This window comes from Pseudomonas abietaniphila, from assembly GCF_039697315.1.
Taxonomy (GTDB): Bacteria; Pseudomonadota; Gammaproteobacteria; order Pseudomonadales; family Pseudomonadaceae; genus Aquipseudomonas; species Aquipseudomonas abietaniphila_B.
In genome coordinates this window covers 6,017,969-6,030,441 of record NZ_CP155619.1, presented here as the reverse complement: position 1 = coordinate 6,030,441, position 12,473 = coordinate 6,017,969, and the positions used below count along the sequence as shown (strand labels likewise).

Here is a 12,473-nt window from a genome sequence, read left to right as displayed (position 1 = left end):
TCGCGGCTTCGCCCGGTCCGATCCTTACACCTCAGGCACCGCCGCGGTTGTCGCCTGGCTCACCTCTGGCATGATTGCCGCGATCGTCTCCTACTTCGCCCAGAGCATGGTTGCCCCGGTCATCACCGATTTCGCCGGCCCTGTGCACGCCACGGTCATCGCCGATCTCGCCGGCCCTGTGCACGCCGTGGTCATCGCCGATTTCGCCGGCCCTGTGCACGCCGTGGTCATCGCCGACCTCGCCCGCCCTGTGGACGCCATGGTCGTCGCCGATTTCTCCAGACCGGTGGACACCCCCATGATCATCGCCTGCTTGTGCGTGTTCGCCGCGATGGCCCGCGTCGTGGTTGCCATGGTCATCGCCGCGAGCACCGTGATCATTGCCGTGGTCGTTGCCGCCGTGACCGTTGCCAGCGCTGTTGCCACCGCCGCCACTGTTGCCGCCGCCGGAACCACCTGAGCCGCCACCGCCACTGCCGCCGCCGGAACCACCGTTACCGCCACCTCCGTGGCCGCCTCCGCCACCGCCATTTCCGCCGCCACCACCGTGACCGCCTCCGCCACCGCCATTTCCGCCGCCGCCTCCGTTGCCACCGCCTCCGCCGCCATTACCGCCGCCGCCACCACCACCACCACCACCACCACCACCACCACCACCACCATCTTTGGCGTATGCGCTGGAATGGGAGATCGGATCGGGGATCAGGACGGTGGATGCCGACAGCACCCCACCGATGGCAAGCGCCAGGATTGCTTGTTTGAATCGCATAACTACCTCCACCTTCTTGTTCTGGTCATAAACCGCAAACAGAGCCGGTGCAAAACGAAGGCCATTGCCGCAGGGCAATCAACGCTTCAGCACATCTCGCGACAACGCAGACAACAGCGTGTGGCCCCCAGAGACCGTGTGCGCACAGGTACCGTGAGATCCGGCGGCTGGATCATCCAGTGCCGGACGGTGTTCTTGGGGTGAACACGCCAACGGCGGCTAATATTCATTTGCTCCTACGAACGGTCATCGAGGATTTTTTCGGTGGCGCTCTTTTCATTTGGACATTAGCTCGTCAACATACGCGCCCACTCGTAACAGGCTCGAAGTGTGCTAGCGCAAATGATAGCGTTTACCGACTTCGCCTTTTGTATCAAGTCGAACTAGAACAAACACTTCCGAATGCCCGCGGCATGGACCATCAATGATGTTGAGTTGATATGGCGCTAGCGCGTGCGGCCTTCTAAAGTCATCTCACTCTCTGATTTCAGGACGAAATAGATGCGTCTTTTACTGCTGACAAGTGTGCTGGCCGTGAGCCTGGCGGGCTGTGGTTCTACCCCGAATAATCCTTCCGTCAAACTGGAAACCCCCAAGCCCGCCGCGGACTATGCCCAATGCGTTTTCCCTAAATGGCAAAAACTGAGGCCTGAAACCACGATGGCCGAGGGCAAGGGTCACTACAAACTGCTGATCTCCGGCAAGTTGTCGCAAGACGATATTCTCGAAGTGTTCAAGGGCAACCCCAACACCCGTGTGTTCCTGTATCAGCGCGCACCGCTTGCCTCGGCGTTCGGTCAAAGTGCTCTGGAAAAAGCGGCACGCGAGTGCTTGTGAACCGGCCTTGCCTCTGGGTCGTGTCTGATCGACGCCGATACCGGTGATGCAATCGGGCTGAACTTCACTTTTTCGATTCCCTCTGAGAGCCGACACCACCCGTTTTAGCGGGTGCAATCTCACTACAGAGGAATCACATCATGAGCAGCCAACTGAACGGCAAGAAGGTTCTGATCATCACCGCCAACACCGGCATCGAGCGCGATGAGCTGCTCAAGCCGCTGCAGGCGCTGAAAGACATGGGCGCGACGGTGACGCACGCGACAATCAAGGGCGGCGCCGCCCAGACCTTCCTCCAGGACACTGAAAAAGACACCAGCGTGACCTCGGACACCACGCTGGCAGGCTTGTCGGCCGATCAATTCGATGCACTGGTGATTCCGGGTGGCACCGTCAACGCTGACACCCTGCGCCAGGACCGCGACGCGCAACGTCTGGTCAGCGAGTTCGCCAAGGCAGGCAAAACCGTCGCCGCGATCTGCCATGGGCCTTGGTTGTTGATCGATGCGGGCGTTATCGCCGGCAAGACACTGACCTCCTACCCCAGCGTGCGAACCGATCTGCTGAACGCCGACGCCGCTGACTGGGTCGACACGCAAGTCAAAGAATGCCCGGCCAACGGCTGGACGCTGATCACCTCACGCACCCCGGATGACCTGCCAGCGTTCAACGAAGCCATCGGCAAATCACTGCAGGCCGCCTGAACCGTCGAATTTGTTCGCAAAGCAGAAACGAAAAACGCATCGACGCCGCTTTAAGCGGCGTCGATGCGTTTGGGGAATCGATAACCCCGGTGGAAGACAGCGACGTACAGACCACCGGGGGAGCTCTCGCACTCACGGTGTATGAGCGGCTCGAACGCAACTAATTCAAACTTTTTTCAACTGCCTTCAATTCTCCCCCTCGCCGCGACAACTCGTCTTCGTAAACGAAAAAACTTGAAACCAATGTTTCACTCGCTCGTCGAGATAGATAGGCCCACGCGATCATCGCAAGCCCCGACATGAGACTTGCCCATGATTGGAATCATCGTCCCCGCGCACAACGAAGAAGACTTTCTGGATGACTGCATCAAGTCATTGGTGGCCGCTTCCGGTCACGAAGACCTGGGGGGCGAGGCGGTGGAGATCCTGATCATGCTCGATGACTGTTCCGATGACTCCGAACGGATTGCCCGCAGCCATGGTGTACTCGTGCACGCCTGCCAACACCGTAATGTGGGCATGACGCGCGCGGCAGGGGCACAGTTGATGCTCGAGCGAGGCGCCCGCTGGCTGGCGTTTACCGACGCCGACACCGTGGTGCCCTATGCGTGGCTCTCCGAGCAGGTGGCGTTCGGGGTCGATGCCGTATGCGGAATCGTCGAGGTGGGGGACTGGTCCGAACACTCCGAACAGGTCCGCCTGCGTTACGACGCGCTGTACCGCCCGGTTGATGGACACCGACACGTTCATGGCGCGAACCTGGGTGTGTCCTCGGCGGCATACCGACGTGCCGGAGGGTTCAGGGCGCTGAAGGCCCATGAGGACGTGCACCTTGTTCAAGATCTGGAGCGAACCGGCGCGGCGATTGTGTGGACCGCGCGAAACAGTGTCGTGACCAGCGCGCGCAAGCATTGCCGGTGCAAGGAAGGCTTTGGCGATTATCTAAATTCACTGGCGGCTCAAACGTTATTAGGCTAACCCTAGCTACGCAACCGAAGCTACGCACACTGCGCGCAGCGGCACCTCTCTCCGTGTGCACGGCGGCCCTCACCTGAGCGGGACAGCGACTGATGCAACCGATAAAGAACCGGGCCAATCCCGGCGACGACACGTTGGGCGGCGGCATGCCCAGTGCCAGTGTTGCCGTGCCCAAGACCGGGAACTGGTTCAAGCGCCTGCTGGCCTTCACCGGTCCTGGGTACATGGTTGCCGTCGGCTACATGGACCCGGGCAACTGGGCGACGGACCTTGCGGGTGGTTCGCAATTCGGTTACCTGCTGCTCTCGGTCATTCTGTTTTCCAATCTGATGGCGATCGTCTTGCAGGCACTGTCTGCCCGACTCGGCATCGTGACCGGCTGGGACCTGGCCCGCGCGTGCCGGGAACGTTACAGCCGTCCCGTCTGCATTGCATTGTGGATCGCCTGCGAAATCGCGATCATCGCCTGCGATCTGGCTGAAGTCATCGGTACCGCGATCGCGCTGAACCTGCTGTTCGGTATCCCACTGGTGTGGGGCGCGGTGATTTCCGCCATCGACGTCTTCCTCATATTTTTGCTGATGGGCAGAGGATTCAGGGCGCTGGAAGCCTTCGTCATTGCGCTGCTGTTGATCATCTTCGGCTGCTTCGCGATCCAGATGGTCCTTGCCCGTCCAGACATGGCCGAGCTGTTTGCCGGGTTCATCCCCAAGACTGAGGTGGTGACCAACCCGGCTGCGCTTTACCTGGCCATCGGCATCATCGGCGCAACGGTCATGCCCCATAACTTGTACCTGCACTCCTCCATCGTCCAGACCCGTGCTTACCCACGCACCGACGAAGGCCGCCGGATCGGCCTGCGCTGGGCGGTCACCGACAGCACCATCGCCCTGACGCTGGCGTTATTCGTCAATGCCGCGATCCTGATCACTGCCGCGACGGTGTTTCACAAGGCCGGCAAGACCGATGTCGTGGAAATCGAGGAGGCCTATCACCTGCTGTCGCCGATGCTGGGGGTGGGGATCGCTTCAGCGCTGTTTGCGGTGGCGCTGCTGGCGTCAGGCATTAACTCCACGGTCACCGCGACGCTGGCCGGGCAGATCGTCATGGAAGGCTTTCTTAGCCTCAAACTCCCCGGTTGGGTGCGCCGCCTGCTGACCCGAGGCCTGGCGATCATCCCCGTGGTGGTGGTCACCAGCCTGTACGGCGCCGAAGGCACTGCCAAACTGCTGGTGCTCAGCCAGGTTATCCTGTCGATGCAACTGCCGTTCGCCATCGTGCCGCTGGTGCGCTTCGTGTCGGACCGTAAGCTGATGGGGAGTTTCGTGACCGGCCCGGTGTTGACGACGTTGTCCTGCGCCATTGCGCTGTTGATCATCGGGTTGAATCTGGTGCTGCTGGTGGGGATGTTTCGGGCGTGAGGCTACAGGATCAGTGTCGTTCTGACGACGTAAGGAGAACGCCCATACGGTGGGTGCGAGCTTGCTCGCGAATGCGGTGGGTCAGTGACATCACCCGTGGATGACCCACCGCATTCGCTGCCCTCGTAACCTCGGACGTCTCCCACAGGGTCCGCGTCGTGCTGACGACGTGAGGAGGACGCTCATATGGTGGGAGTGAGCTTGCTCGCGAATGCGGTGGGTCAGCAGCATCAACGGTGACTGACACTCCGCATTCGCTGCCCTCGTAACCTCGGACGTCTCCTACAGGGTTTGTGTCGTTCTGACGATTTGAGGAGGACGCTAGTAAGGTGGGAGCGAGCTTGCTCGCGAATGCGGTGGGTCAGCGACATCACCATTGGATGACCCGCCGCATTCGCTGCCCTCGTGACCTCGGACGTCTCCTACAGGGTCCGCGTCGTGCTGACGACTTGAGGAGGACGCTCATACGGTGGGAGCGAGCTTGCTCGCGAATGCGGTGGGTCAGCAGCATCAACGGTGACTGACACTCTGCATTCGCTGCCCTCGTGACCTCGGACGTCTCCTACAGGGTTCGTGTCGTTCTGACGATTTGAGGAGGACGCTAGTAAGGTGGGAGCGAGGTTGCTCGCGAATGCGGTGGGTCAGCAGCATCAACGGTGACTGACACTCCGCATTCGCTGCCCTCGTAACCTCGGACGTCTCCCACAGGGTCCGTGTCGTTCTGACGATCTGAGGAGGACGCTAGTAAGGTGGGAGCGAGCTTGCTCGCGAATGCGGTGGGTCAGCAGCATCAACGGTGACTGACACTCCACATTCGCTGCCCTCGTAACCTCGGACGTCTCCTACAGGGTTCGTGTCGTTCTGACGATTTGACGAAGACGCTTATACGGTGGGAGGGAGCTTGCTCGCGAATGCGGTGGAGCTGACACTTCAACGTCCACTGACAGGACGTATTTGCGCCAAAAATTGGTGCCGGTCATTGCAACCGGCACCTCCAGGTTGACTTCACTTCATGGCGTCGTGATCGTGGCCCATGTCCATCTTTTCCATCATTGCGCGCGCGGGGGCTTGCACCTCGATGGTTTCACGCACGCCCTTGTCGTTCTCGACCGTGAGGGTCAGCGGGACCCGATCGCCCTCCTTGATCTGCTTGACCAGCCCCATGAGCATCACGTGGTACCCGTCCGGGTCAAGCGAGACGGTCTTGCCGGCAGGCAATGCCACCGAATCCACTGGACCCATGCGCATCACATCGTTGGTCATGCTCATCTCATGAATCTGCACGTCCTTGGCGGCCGGCGAGCTGACACTGAGCAGCTTGCTGTCGCTGTCGGCGGTCACGCGCATGAACGCGCCCGAGGACGGCTGACCTGGCACAGAGGTGCGCACCCAGGCGTCTTCCACTTTGGTTTGTGCGATGGCCGACAGGCTGCCGCCCGCCAACAGCGACACCACCACAGCCCGGACAGCATTGGAAAACAGAGCAGTCATCAGCAGACCTCCATGACAGTGAGCAGATCTTCCGCGCATTGTTTGGCGGAGAGCGAAGGCGACAGGCCGAGACGCAGGTTACCGCGCGAATCGAACACGAAACTGGTGGCGGTGTGGGACATCGTGTAAGTGTCGCCGACCGGGACCTTTTCGTAGAACACGCCAAATTCCTTGGCCACGGCCTGAGTTTGTTCCAGCGTGCCGCGCAGGGCCACAAAGCTCGGATCGAACTGTTTGACGTAAGCGTCGAGTATCTCGGGCGTATCACGTTCGGGGTCGACGGTGATGAAGATCACTTGCATGGTCTTGCCGTCTTCGCCCATCAACTTCTTGGCCTGAACCGCACGCGCCAAGGCGGTCGGGCAGACCGACGGGCACTGGGTGAAGCCGAAGAACACCACCGGCATCAGTCCGCGATAGCTGGAAAGCGTCTTGACCTCACCGTGGGTGTCGGTGAGTTTGAAGGTACGGCCCATGATCTTGTTGCTCAGATCCTTGCCGTATTTGAAATCGAGCGCAGTGGTCGATCCATCGCAACCCGCGAGAAGCCCAAGGCCCAACAGCCCCAGACCCGTGACCACCTGACGGCGGGTCAGTAAATCATTCATGTGACGAACTCTCTGAAGCAGCAGCCAGCGCCAACGCCGGCCTTGACTCGTCTCGCTTCTCGCCCCGACAGGAGCGCCCTGCCGGGAACGGCGAAGAAGGGACGAACGCTAAATACCCCGGTTTTACTGCCGCCGCGCGCTCAGGGCGCCTGCGGGGAGATTCCGGGAAAGGTCTGTCGAGGCGGCCTGCGCAGCCGGTAATCGGACCGTGGAACGCCATTATGCGTACGGCGTATCAGCCAGCTCAGACCGATGAAGAACACCAGCGACACTGCAACCGTGCCGGCAAACGCACAATCGGTCATCGACAGTTTCATCAATTGGGCGTGGTCGCCCATCTGCGCCATGTCCATGTGCCCCGAGCGCTCGTGATGCTCGCTGCAGTCGACGCCCGCGCTGAGCTGATTGAACGCGCGCAGCATCTGCCCGTGGCTCAGGCTGCACACCAGCCCACTGAACAGGACGAGGCCGTACATGATCCAGGCAATGAGCGATTGGTGGGTTCGGACGAATTTCATGGGGGGCCATTCTACCTTGTCACGTCCCATGGCATTCGCATGGGCCGGACTGCCGGGTGCGACAAAACCGCGCAGGCGCATTCCGTTCTTCAGGGACCTCGACGAAATACGCTATTACGCACCTGCCATACGGAGCAGCCCCCATCAGAGCAGCCGCCGTCATCGAATTTTTTGAACCCCTCCCGCCCTCAGATGCCTCATTCATGAGCAGGCTTTCATGAACAGCGCACGCACCTCGCGTCGACGTTGAACCTGGCGGAGACACTGAATATGCGAGATGACGTAGAAGGCCTTGAATCGGTGCTGGCCGCTTTCGCCCGCCGTCCCAATGCCCCCATGACCGACGAACGACTCTGCGAAGCGATGCGCGTGTGCATCGCGCGCGGTCTGGACCGCTTACCGCTTCCGGGCGGTGGAGAAACATTGGTTCGATGGCGGCAGTTGGCTCACGTGGCTGGAATTGACCTGGCGTTGCTGAAACTCTACGAGGGTCATACCGACGCACTGGCCATCCTTCAAGAACTCGGCGGTGAGCCGTTTCCCGATCCCGGCATCTGGGGTGTCTGGGCCGCCGAACCGCCGACGGCGCGGGTCATCGTCAGTGAGCGACAAGGCGATAACGTTCGTCTGAACGGCACCAAGGCCTGGTGTTCCGGCGCACAACAGATCGACTACGCACTGATCACCGCCTGGACCGAACAGGATCAACCGCAGTTGATTGCTGTACGCCTCAATGAACCCGGGATCAGCATCGATGCGCGAGGCTGGCAGGCGGTGGGCATGGGCAGCACGGCAAGCGTCGATGTTCACTTTGAGCACGCAACAGGTCACTGCATCGGAGAATCCGGCGCTTATCTGGAGCGTCCAGGTTTCTGGCAAGGCGGCGCGGGGATCGCGGCGTCTTGGTATGGCGCGGCCGTCACGCTCGCGCGATCCCTTCACCGGCAACGTCAGCAGGGCCGCGCTGATCCGCATGCCGACGCGCATCTGGGGTCGGTGGACGCCGCGCTGTTGGGTGCCTCTGCAGCCCTAAGGGAATGTGCCGCATGGATCGATGCGCACCCGCTTGACGACGCTCGACTGCCCGTGCAACGGGTTCGCGCCCAGGTCGAAATGGCCGTCGAACAGGTGTGTCGCCATGTCGGCCGTGCGCTGGGCGCGACGCCGTTCTGCCGCGATCCGCATTTTGCGCGCCTGGCCGTGGACCTGCCGGTGTTCATCCGGCAAAGCCACGCGGAACGGGATCTGGCGCAATTGGGTCAACTCCTGACCCACAGCACAACCGAGGATTGGTCGTTATGAGTCAGACAGCCCCTTTTGGCGTCAGCGGCACACCGTTGAGCGAATGGCGCAACAGCGTGGCGCTGAGCGGCGTTCGCCCCATCGATATTGACGAGTTGGTCCCACCGGGAGCGCGACTGGTGGTGCTGGCCCCTCACCCCGACGACGAGGTGCTGGCCTGTGGCGGACTGCTCGCAGCCATGGCCAACCGGCAGGAAGACGTGCAGTTGATTTCCGTGACCGATGGCGAGGGCAGCCACCCGGACTCCGCGCAATGGCCTCGATCGCGCCTGCGTACCGAACGGCGTCGGGAAAGCGAACGGGCCGTCACCGCCCTTGGCTTCGATCTGCCGCGACTCGCCTGGCAGAGGCTGGGGATGAGCGACGGTCAGGTCGCCGACCGCGCTGACGCCTTGATCGCGCTGCTCACCGAGGATTTGCGCCCGACCGACGTGGTCGTCACTACGTGGCGACACGACGGCCACTGTGACCATGAGGCCGTCGGTCACTGTGCTGCGCAGGCCGTCGCGAACACGGGCGCCACCTTGCTGGAGATTCCGGTATGGGCCTGGCATTGGGCCGAACCCAACGACCCGCGGATTCCCTGGCAGCAAGCGCGCAAATTCATGCTCAGCGACGCGCAATTGCAACGCAAGCGCCGGGCAATCAACGCCCACGCCAGCCAGTTACACGATGATGTCAGCACCGGCGCCGCGCCCGTGCTTGACACCGACACCCTGGAGCGACTGCTTCAACCTTTCGAATTGGTGTTCCTGTGAGCCTGCCTGCCGACTATTTCGACGAACTGTTCGCCGACAGCGATGACCCGTGGGCCTTTCGCACCCGCTGGTACGAACAGCGTAAACGCGACCTCACCCTTGCTGCCCTGCCTCGTCAGCGCTACGCGCGCGTGTTCGAGCCGGGGTGTGCGAACGGCGAATTAAGCCTGCGTCTGGCGCAGCGCTGCGACCAGTTGCTGTGTATGGACATGAGCACCCGCGCGGTCGAGTTGGCGCGTGCGCGGCTGCGCCAGTACGAAGGCGCGCAGGTCGTCGAGGGATGCCTGCCGGGCGACTGGCCCGAGGGTCAGTTTGATCTGATCGTCATCAGCGAATGGGCGTATTACCTGGAGCCTGCATTGTTCGTCGAGGTCATCGAACGCCTTGCCGCCTCGTTGACACCGGACGGGGCGGTGCTGGCGTGCCACTGGTTGCATCCGATCGACGGCTGTCCCATGCACGGTGCGGACGCTCACGCCCTGCTCACCCGACACCTGCCGCTGATGCGCACGCTGCGGCACGAAGAAACGGATTTTCTGCTGGAGATGTGGAGCCATCACACGGGCGGCATTGATCTCTCGGAAAAGGTTTGCCAGTAACGCGCCGACACGTCTGTAAGCACCGTGCCATCAGGCCGTTGGTCTGGTAGGCGCGTAATTATTTAAACCAACTGCCGCTTGTTCCATCCCACATAGTGCGGGCCACATGACTCGCCCTTCTCATAACAAGAGGTACGTAATCATGGCTAACACCGGAAAATCGAACCCTGGCAACTTCGCCAACGATCGCCAGAAAGCCTCCGACGCAGGCAAAAAAGGCGGCCAGGCTTCAGGTGGCAGCAATGTCGCAGACGACCGTCAAAAAACGTCAGACGTGAAACGCGATGACGCGAGCAAAAAAGGTGGCTCGATGCCACAAGGTGGCGCAGGCCGCAAATCCTGATTAGCTGCTGATCAGAGAACCGAGCGAGGGCGAGAGCTCTCGCTCTTTTGTTTCCAGTATCGGCTTACCGCTGTTTTCCTCCCTCACGCGTCCGGATCGATCAACGGCACCGTGGCGTCTCGGTCAAACTGCGACCCAGGGTCTTCATTGCCCGGATCGTTATCAACGTCCACCTCTACTCCCTCTTCCGCCGGATGAATGGCACGTTGAGGCGCTGTGTCCGGGTCTTTCGGTGAATGGGTATGCATGGCAGGTTCCTCATGTTCAGGTGGGTCAGTCACGACCCGGTTCAACAGGTTCAGCTTAGCTTCCGCTGACGGTCCAGTGGACCGCGTCCTCGGGAAATTGCAGTTGCTCGACACGATGGGCAATCCCACAGCCCAGCGAGTCCTCGGCACGAATGACCTTCTCCTCCGCCGACAGGCATCGACCGATGTCCAGCGGGTGCGCTGCGCCCTCGGTTTCGCTCAGGTAAATGTTCACGTAACGCTGCAGGTCGTTGTCGAGACTGCGCAGGTATTCGCGCATGCGTGAATGATCGACGGAGCTCTGGCTGAAGTACCAGGTCATCGGGTGAATCAGGAATCGCGAATGCGGGCAGGCGATGCGCTCCTCGGCGGCAAGGTAGATGACGATGCCCATGGATTCGATATTGCCGCTGTTCAGCGCGCGGATCGGCACCTTAAGAGACTTCAGAAAGTTATAGATCGTGAACCCCAGCGCCGTACTACCGCCGGCGGTGGACAGGTTCAACAACAGGCCGGTCGCGCCCTTGCCAAGGGCCTCCAGGCAACGATCGCGGAAATGCTCGGTGCTGGTCTGATCGACCCCACAATGGAAATGGATGATGTGCTCGCTCATCTACTGCCCTCCCATTCCGGATAATCGCTGCGGCCTGAAACGTTGGAAGCCCCACCGCCGGGAAAAGTTGCATGGTGCGTCCCAGGGTGCAAACCGGCGTTCGATGGATTCCACCGCATCAGCCGCTGTCCGCCAGAACTCCTGCTTCAATCAACGATCAGTAAACAACACCGGGCGCTCGCTGCACAGCGTACACCCGGACCTCCATGACGCCAGACAGGACACCTCAATGAGTCTGCACGACAAGATCATCGGCCGCCTCGGCTTTGGCGCCGCGCCACTGGGCAACATGTTTCGCGACATCAGCGAAGATGAGGCGGCTGCCACCGTGCACGCTGCCTGGGACCAGGGCATTCGCTATTTCGACACCGCACCGATCTACGGGGCTGGCTTGTCCGAACAGCGACTGGGCAAGGCACTGGCGCACCTGCCGCGCGACCAGTACACCCTCAGCACGAAAATTGGTCGGCTGATCTCCGACGAACTGGACCCGGACGCGCGCAGCGGCCCATTCAGCGACGGGTTGAAAAACAAGATCGTGACCGACTATTCGGCCGATGCCACCCTGCGCTCTATTGCGGCCAGTCTCGAACGGCTGAACACCGACCGGCTGGACATCGTGTTCGTGCATGACGTGGCGCAGGACGCTCACGGCGACGAATGGATCGAGCATTTCAACATTGCTCGCAAAGGCGCCTTCCGCACCCTCACGCGTTTGCGCGAAGAAGGCGTGATCAAGGCCTGGGGACTGGGCGTGAACCGGGTCGAACCCTGCGAACTGACCCTGGACCTCACCGAAGCGCAGCCTGACGGCTTCCTGCTGGCCGGGCGCTATTCGTTGCTGGACCACGACCAGCCTTTGCAGCGTCTGTTTGCCAAAGCCCGTGAGCACAACGCCGAATTCGTCATCGGCGGCCCCTACAGTTCCGGCGTGTTGGTGGGCGGCAAGCATTTCGAGTATCAGGAGGCGCCGCAAGCGATGCTCGACAAGGTCGCGCACATTCAGGAAATCGCCCGGCAGTACCAGGTCGATATCAAATCGGCGGCGTTGCAATTCGTGCTCGCCAACCCGCTGGTTGCTGCCGTGATTCCCGGTGCCAGCCGGCCTTCACGCCTCATCGAAGACGTCACCGCGCTTCACGCCCCGGTGCCGGATGGCTTCTGGCAAGCGATGCGGGATCAGGGGTTCATCGCCGCACAAGCGCCGGTGCCCGCTAAACCCTGAATGCAATCGGGCGGTTGATGCTGGCCAGAGGCCGTGGAAGGCAAGCCTGCCTCTTGCGT

Annotated in this window: 15 protein-coding genes; 9 read left to right on the top strand and 6 right to left on the bottom strand. The window is 61.3% G+C overall.

From position 1 onward, the window contains the following. Positions 1 to 31: 31 nt before the first annotated feature. Positions 32 to 769 carry a hypothetical protein gene (locus tag ABDX87_RS26595; RefSeq protein WP_346830572.1) on the bottom strand — a complete coding sequence of 246 codons (738 nt, stop codon included), beginning with the start codon at positions 767 to 769 and terminating at the stop codon, positions 32 to 34. A gap of 501 nt (positions 770 to 1,270) precedes the next feature. Here ABDX87_RS26595 and ABDX87_RS26590 point away from each other — a divergent pair. The 4 genes from ABDX87_RS26590 (at position 1,271) to ABDX87_RS26575 (ending at position 4,709) form a co-directional block, all read left to right on the top strand. Next, positions 1,271 to 1,606 (top strand): hypothetical protein, encoded by a 336-nt coding sequence (locus tag ABDX87_RS26590; RefSeq protein WP_346830571.1) that lies wholly within the window; start codon positions 1,271 to 1,273, stop codon positions 1,604 to 1,606. A gap of 140 nt (positions 1,607 to 1,746) precedes the next feature. Further along, positions 1,747 to 2,310, top strand: coding sequence for a type 1 glutamine amidotransferase domain-containing protein (locus tag ABDX87_RS26585; RefSeq protein WP_346830570.1), 564 nt, complete (start codon positions 1,747 to 1,749; stop codon positions 2,308 to 2,310). Between the two features lie 312 nt (positions 2,311 to 2,622). Further along, positions 2,623 to 3,288, top strand: coding sequence for a glycosyltransferase (locus tag ABDX87_RS26580; RefSeq protein WP_346830569.1), 666 nt, complete (start codon positions 2,623 to 2,625; stop codon positions 3,286 to 3,288). 146 nt (positions 3,289 to 3,434) lie between these two features. Further along, positions 3,435 to 4,709: an Nramp family divalent metal transporter gene (locus ABDX87_RS26575; protein WP_346833623.1), complete on the top strand. Its 1,275-nt coding sequence runs from the start codon at positions 3,435 to 3,437 to the stop codon at positions 4,707 to 4,709. A 1,005-nt stretch (positions 4,710 to 5,714) separates the two neighbouring features. Here the strand turns inward: ABDX87_RS26575 and ABDX87_RS26570 are convergent. The 3 genes from ABDX87_RS26570 to ABDX87_RS26560 form a co-directional block, all read right to left on the bottom strand. Continuing rightward, positions 5,715 to 6,200: a copper chaperone PCu(A)C gene (locus ABDX87_RS26570; protein WP_346830568.1), complete on the bottom strand. Its 486-nt coding sequence runs from the start codon at positions 6,198 to 6,200 to the stop codon at positions 5,715 to 5,717. Then, positions 6,200 to 6,808 carry an SCO family protein gene (locus tag ABDX87_RS26565; protein ID WP_346830567.1) on the bottom strand — a complete coding sequence of 203 codons (609 nt, stop codon included), beginning with the start codon at positions 6,806 to 6,808 and terminating at the stop codon, positions 6,200 to 6,202. Before ABDX87_RS26565 ends, ABDX87_RS26570 begins: the two co-directional genes overlap by 1 nt. 140 nt (positions 6,809 to 6,948) lie before the next feature. Further along, a complete protein-coding gene (locus ABDX87_RS26560; RefSeq protein WP_346830566.1) occupies positions 6,949 to 7,326 on the bottom strand; it encodes a DUF2946 family protein in 378 nt (125 codons plus the stop codon). A 270-nt stretch (positions 7,327 to 7,596) separates the two neighbouring features. Here ABDX87_RS26560 and ABDX87_RS26555 point away from each other — a divergent pair, with 270 nt between their 5' ends. From ABDX87_RS26555 to ABDX87_RS26540, 4 genes are all read left to right on the top strand, one after another. Further along, positions 7,597 to 8,628: an acyl-CoA dehydrogenase family protein gene (locus ABDX87_RS26555; protein ID WP_431061184.1), complete on the top strand. Its 1,032-nt coding sequence runs from the start codon at positions 7,597 to 7,599 to the stop codon at positions 8,626 to 8,628. Continuing rightward, a complete protein-coding gene (locus tag ABDX87_RS26550; protein WP_346830565.1) occupies positions 8,625 to 9,386 on the top strand; it encodes a PIG-L deacetylase family protein in 762 nt (253 codons plus the stop codon). Before ABDX87_RS26555 ends, ABDX87_RS26550 begins: the two co-directional genes overlap by 4 nt. Continuing rightward, the gene (locus ABDX87_RS26545) at positions 9,383 to 9,985 is read left to right on the top strand and encodes an SAM-dependent methyltransferase (RefSeq protein WP_346830564.1); all 603 of its coding nucleotides are present in this window, start codon (positions 9,383 to 9,385) and stop codon (positions 9,983 to 9,985) included. The genes ABDX87_RS26550 and ABDX87_RS26545 overlap by 4 nt, the downstream gene beginning before the upstream one ends. Before the next feature lie 142 nt (positions 9,986 to 10,127). Then, on the top strand, positions 10,128 to 10,328 hold the full coding sequence (locus ABDX87_RS26540; RefSeq protein WP_346830563.1) for a general stress protein: 201 nt from the start codon (positions 10,128 to 10,130) through the stop codon (positions 10,326 to 10,328). 83 nt (positions 10,329 to 10,411) lie between these two features. On the opposite strand, the gene ABDX87_RS26535 is transcribed toward ABDX87_RS26540, so the two are convergent. Beyond that, complete coding sequence (locus ABDX87_RS26535) at positions 10,412 to 10,576, bottom strand: hypothetical protein (RefSeq protein WP_346830562.1); 165 nt, start codon at positions 10,574 to 10,576, stop codon at positions 10,412 to 10,414. Between the two features lie 55 nt (positions 10,577 to 10,631). Further along, the gene (locus ABDX87_RS26530) at positions 10,632 to 11,189 is read right to left on the bottom strand and encodes an ATP-dependent Clp protease proteolytic subunit (protein WP_346830561.1); all 558 of its coding nucleotides are present in this window, start codon (positions 11,187 to 11,189) and stop codon (positions 10,632 to 10,634) included. 229 nt (positions 11,190 to 11,418) lie between these two features. Here ABDX87_RS26530 and ABDX87_RS26525 point away from each other — a divergent pair, with 229 nt between their 5' ends. Further along, the gene (locus ABDX87_RS26525) at positions 11,419 to 12,414 is read left to right on the top strand and encodes an aldo/keto reductase (RefSeq protein WP_346830560.1); all 996 of its coding nucleotides are present in this window, start codon (positions 11,419 to 11,421) and stop codon (positions 12,412 to 12,414) included. The last annotated feature ends 59 nt before the right edge of the window (positions 12,415 to 12,473 follow it).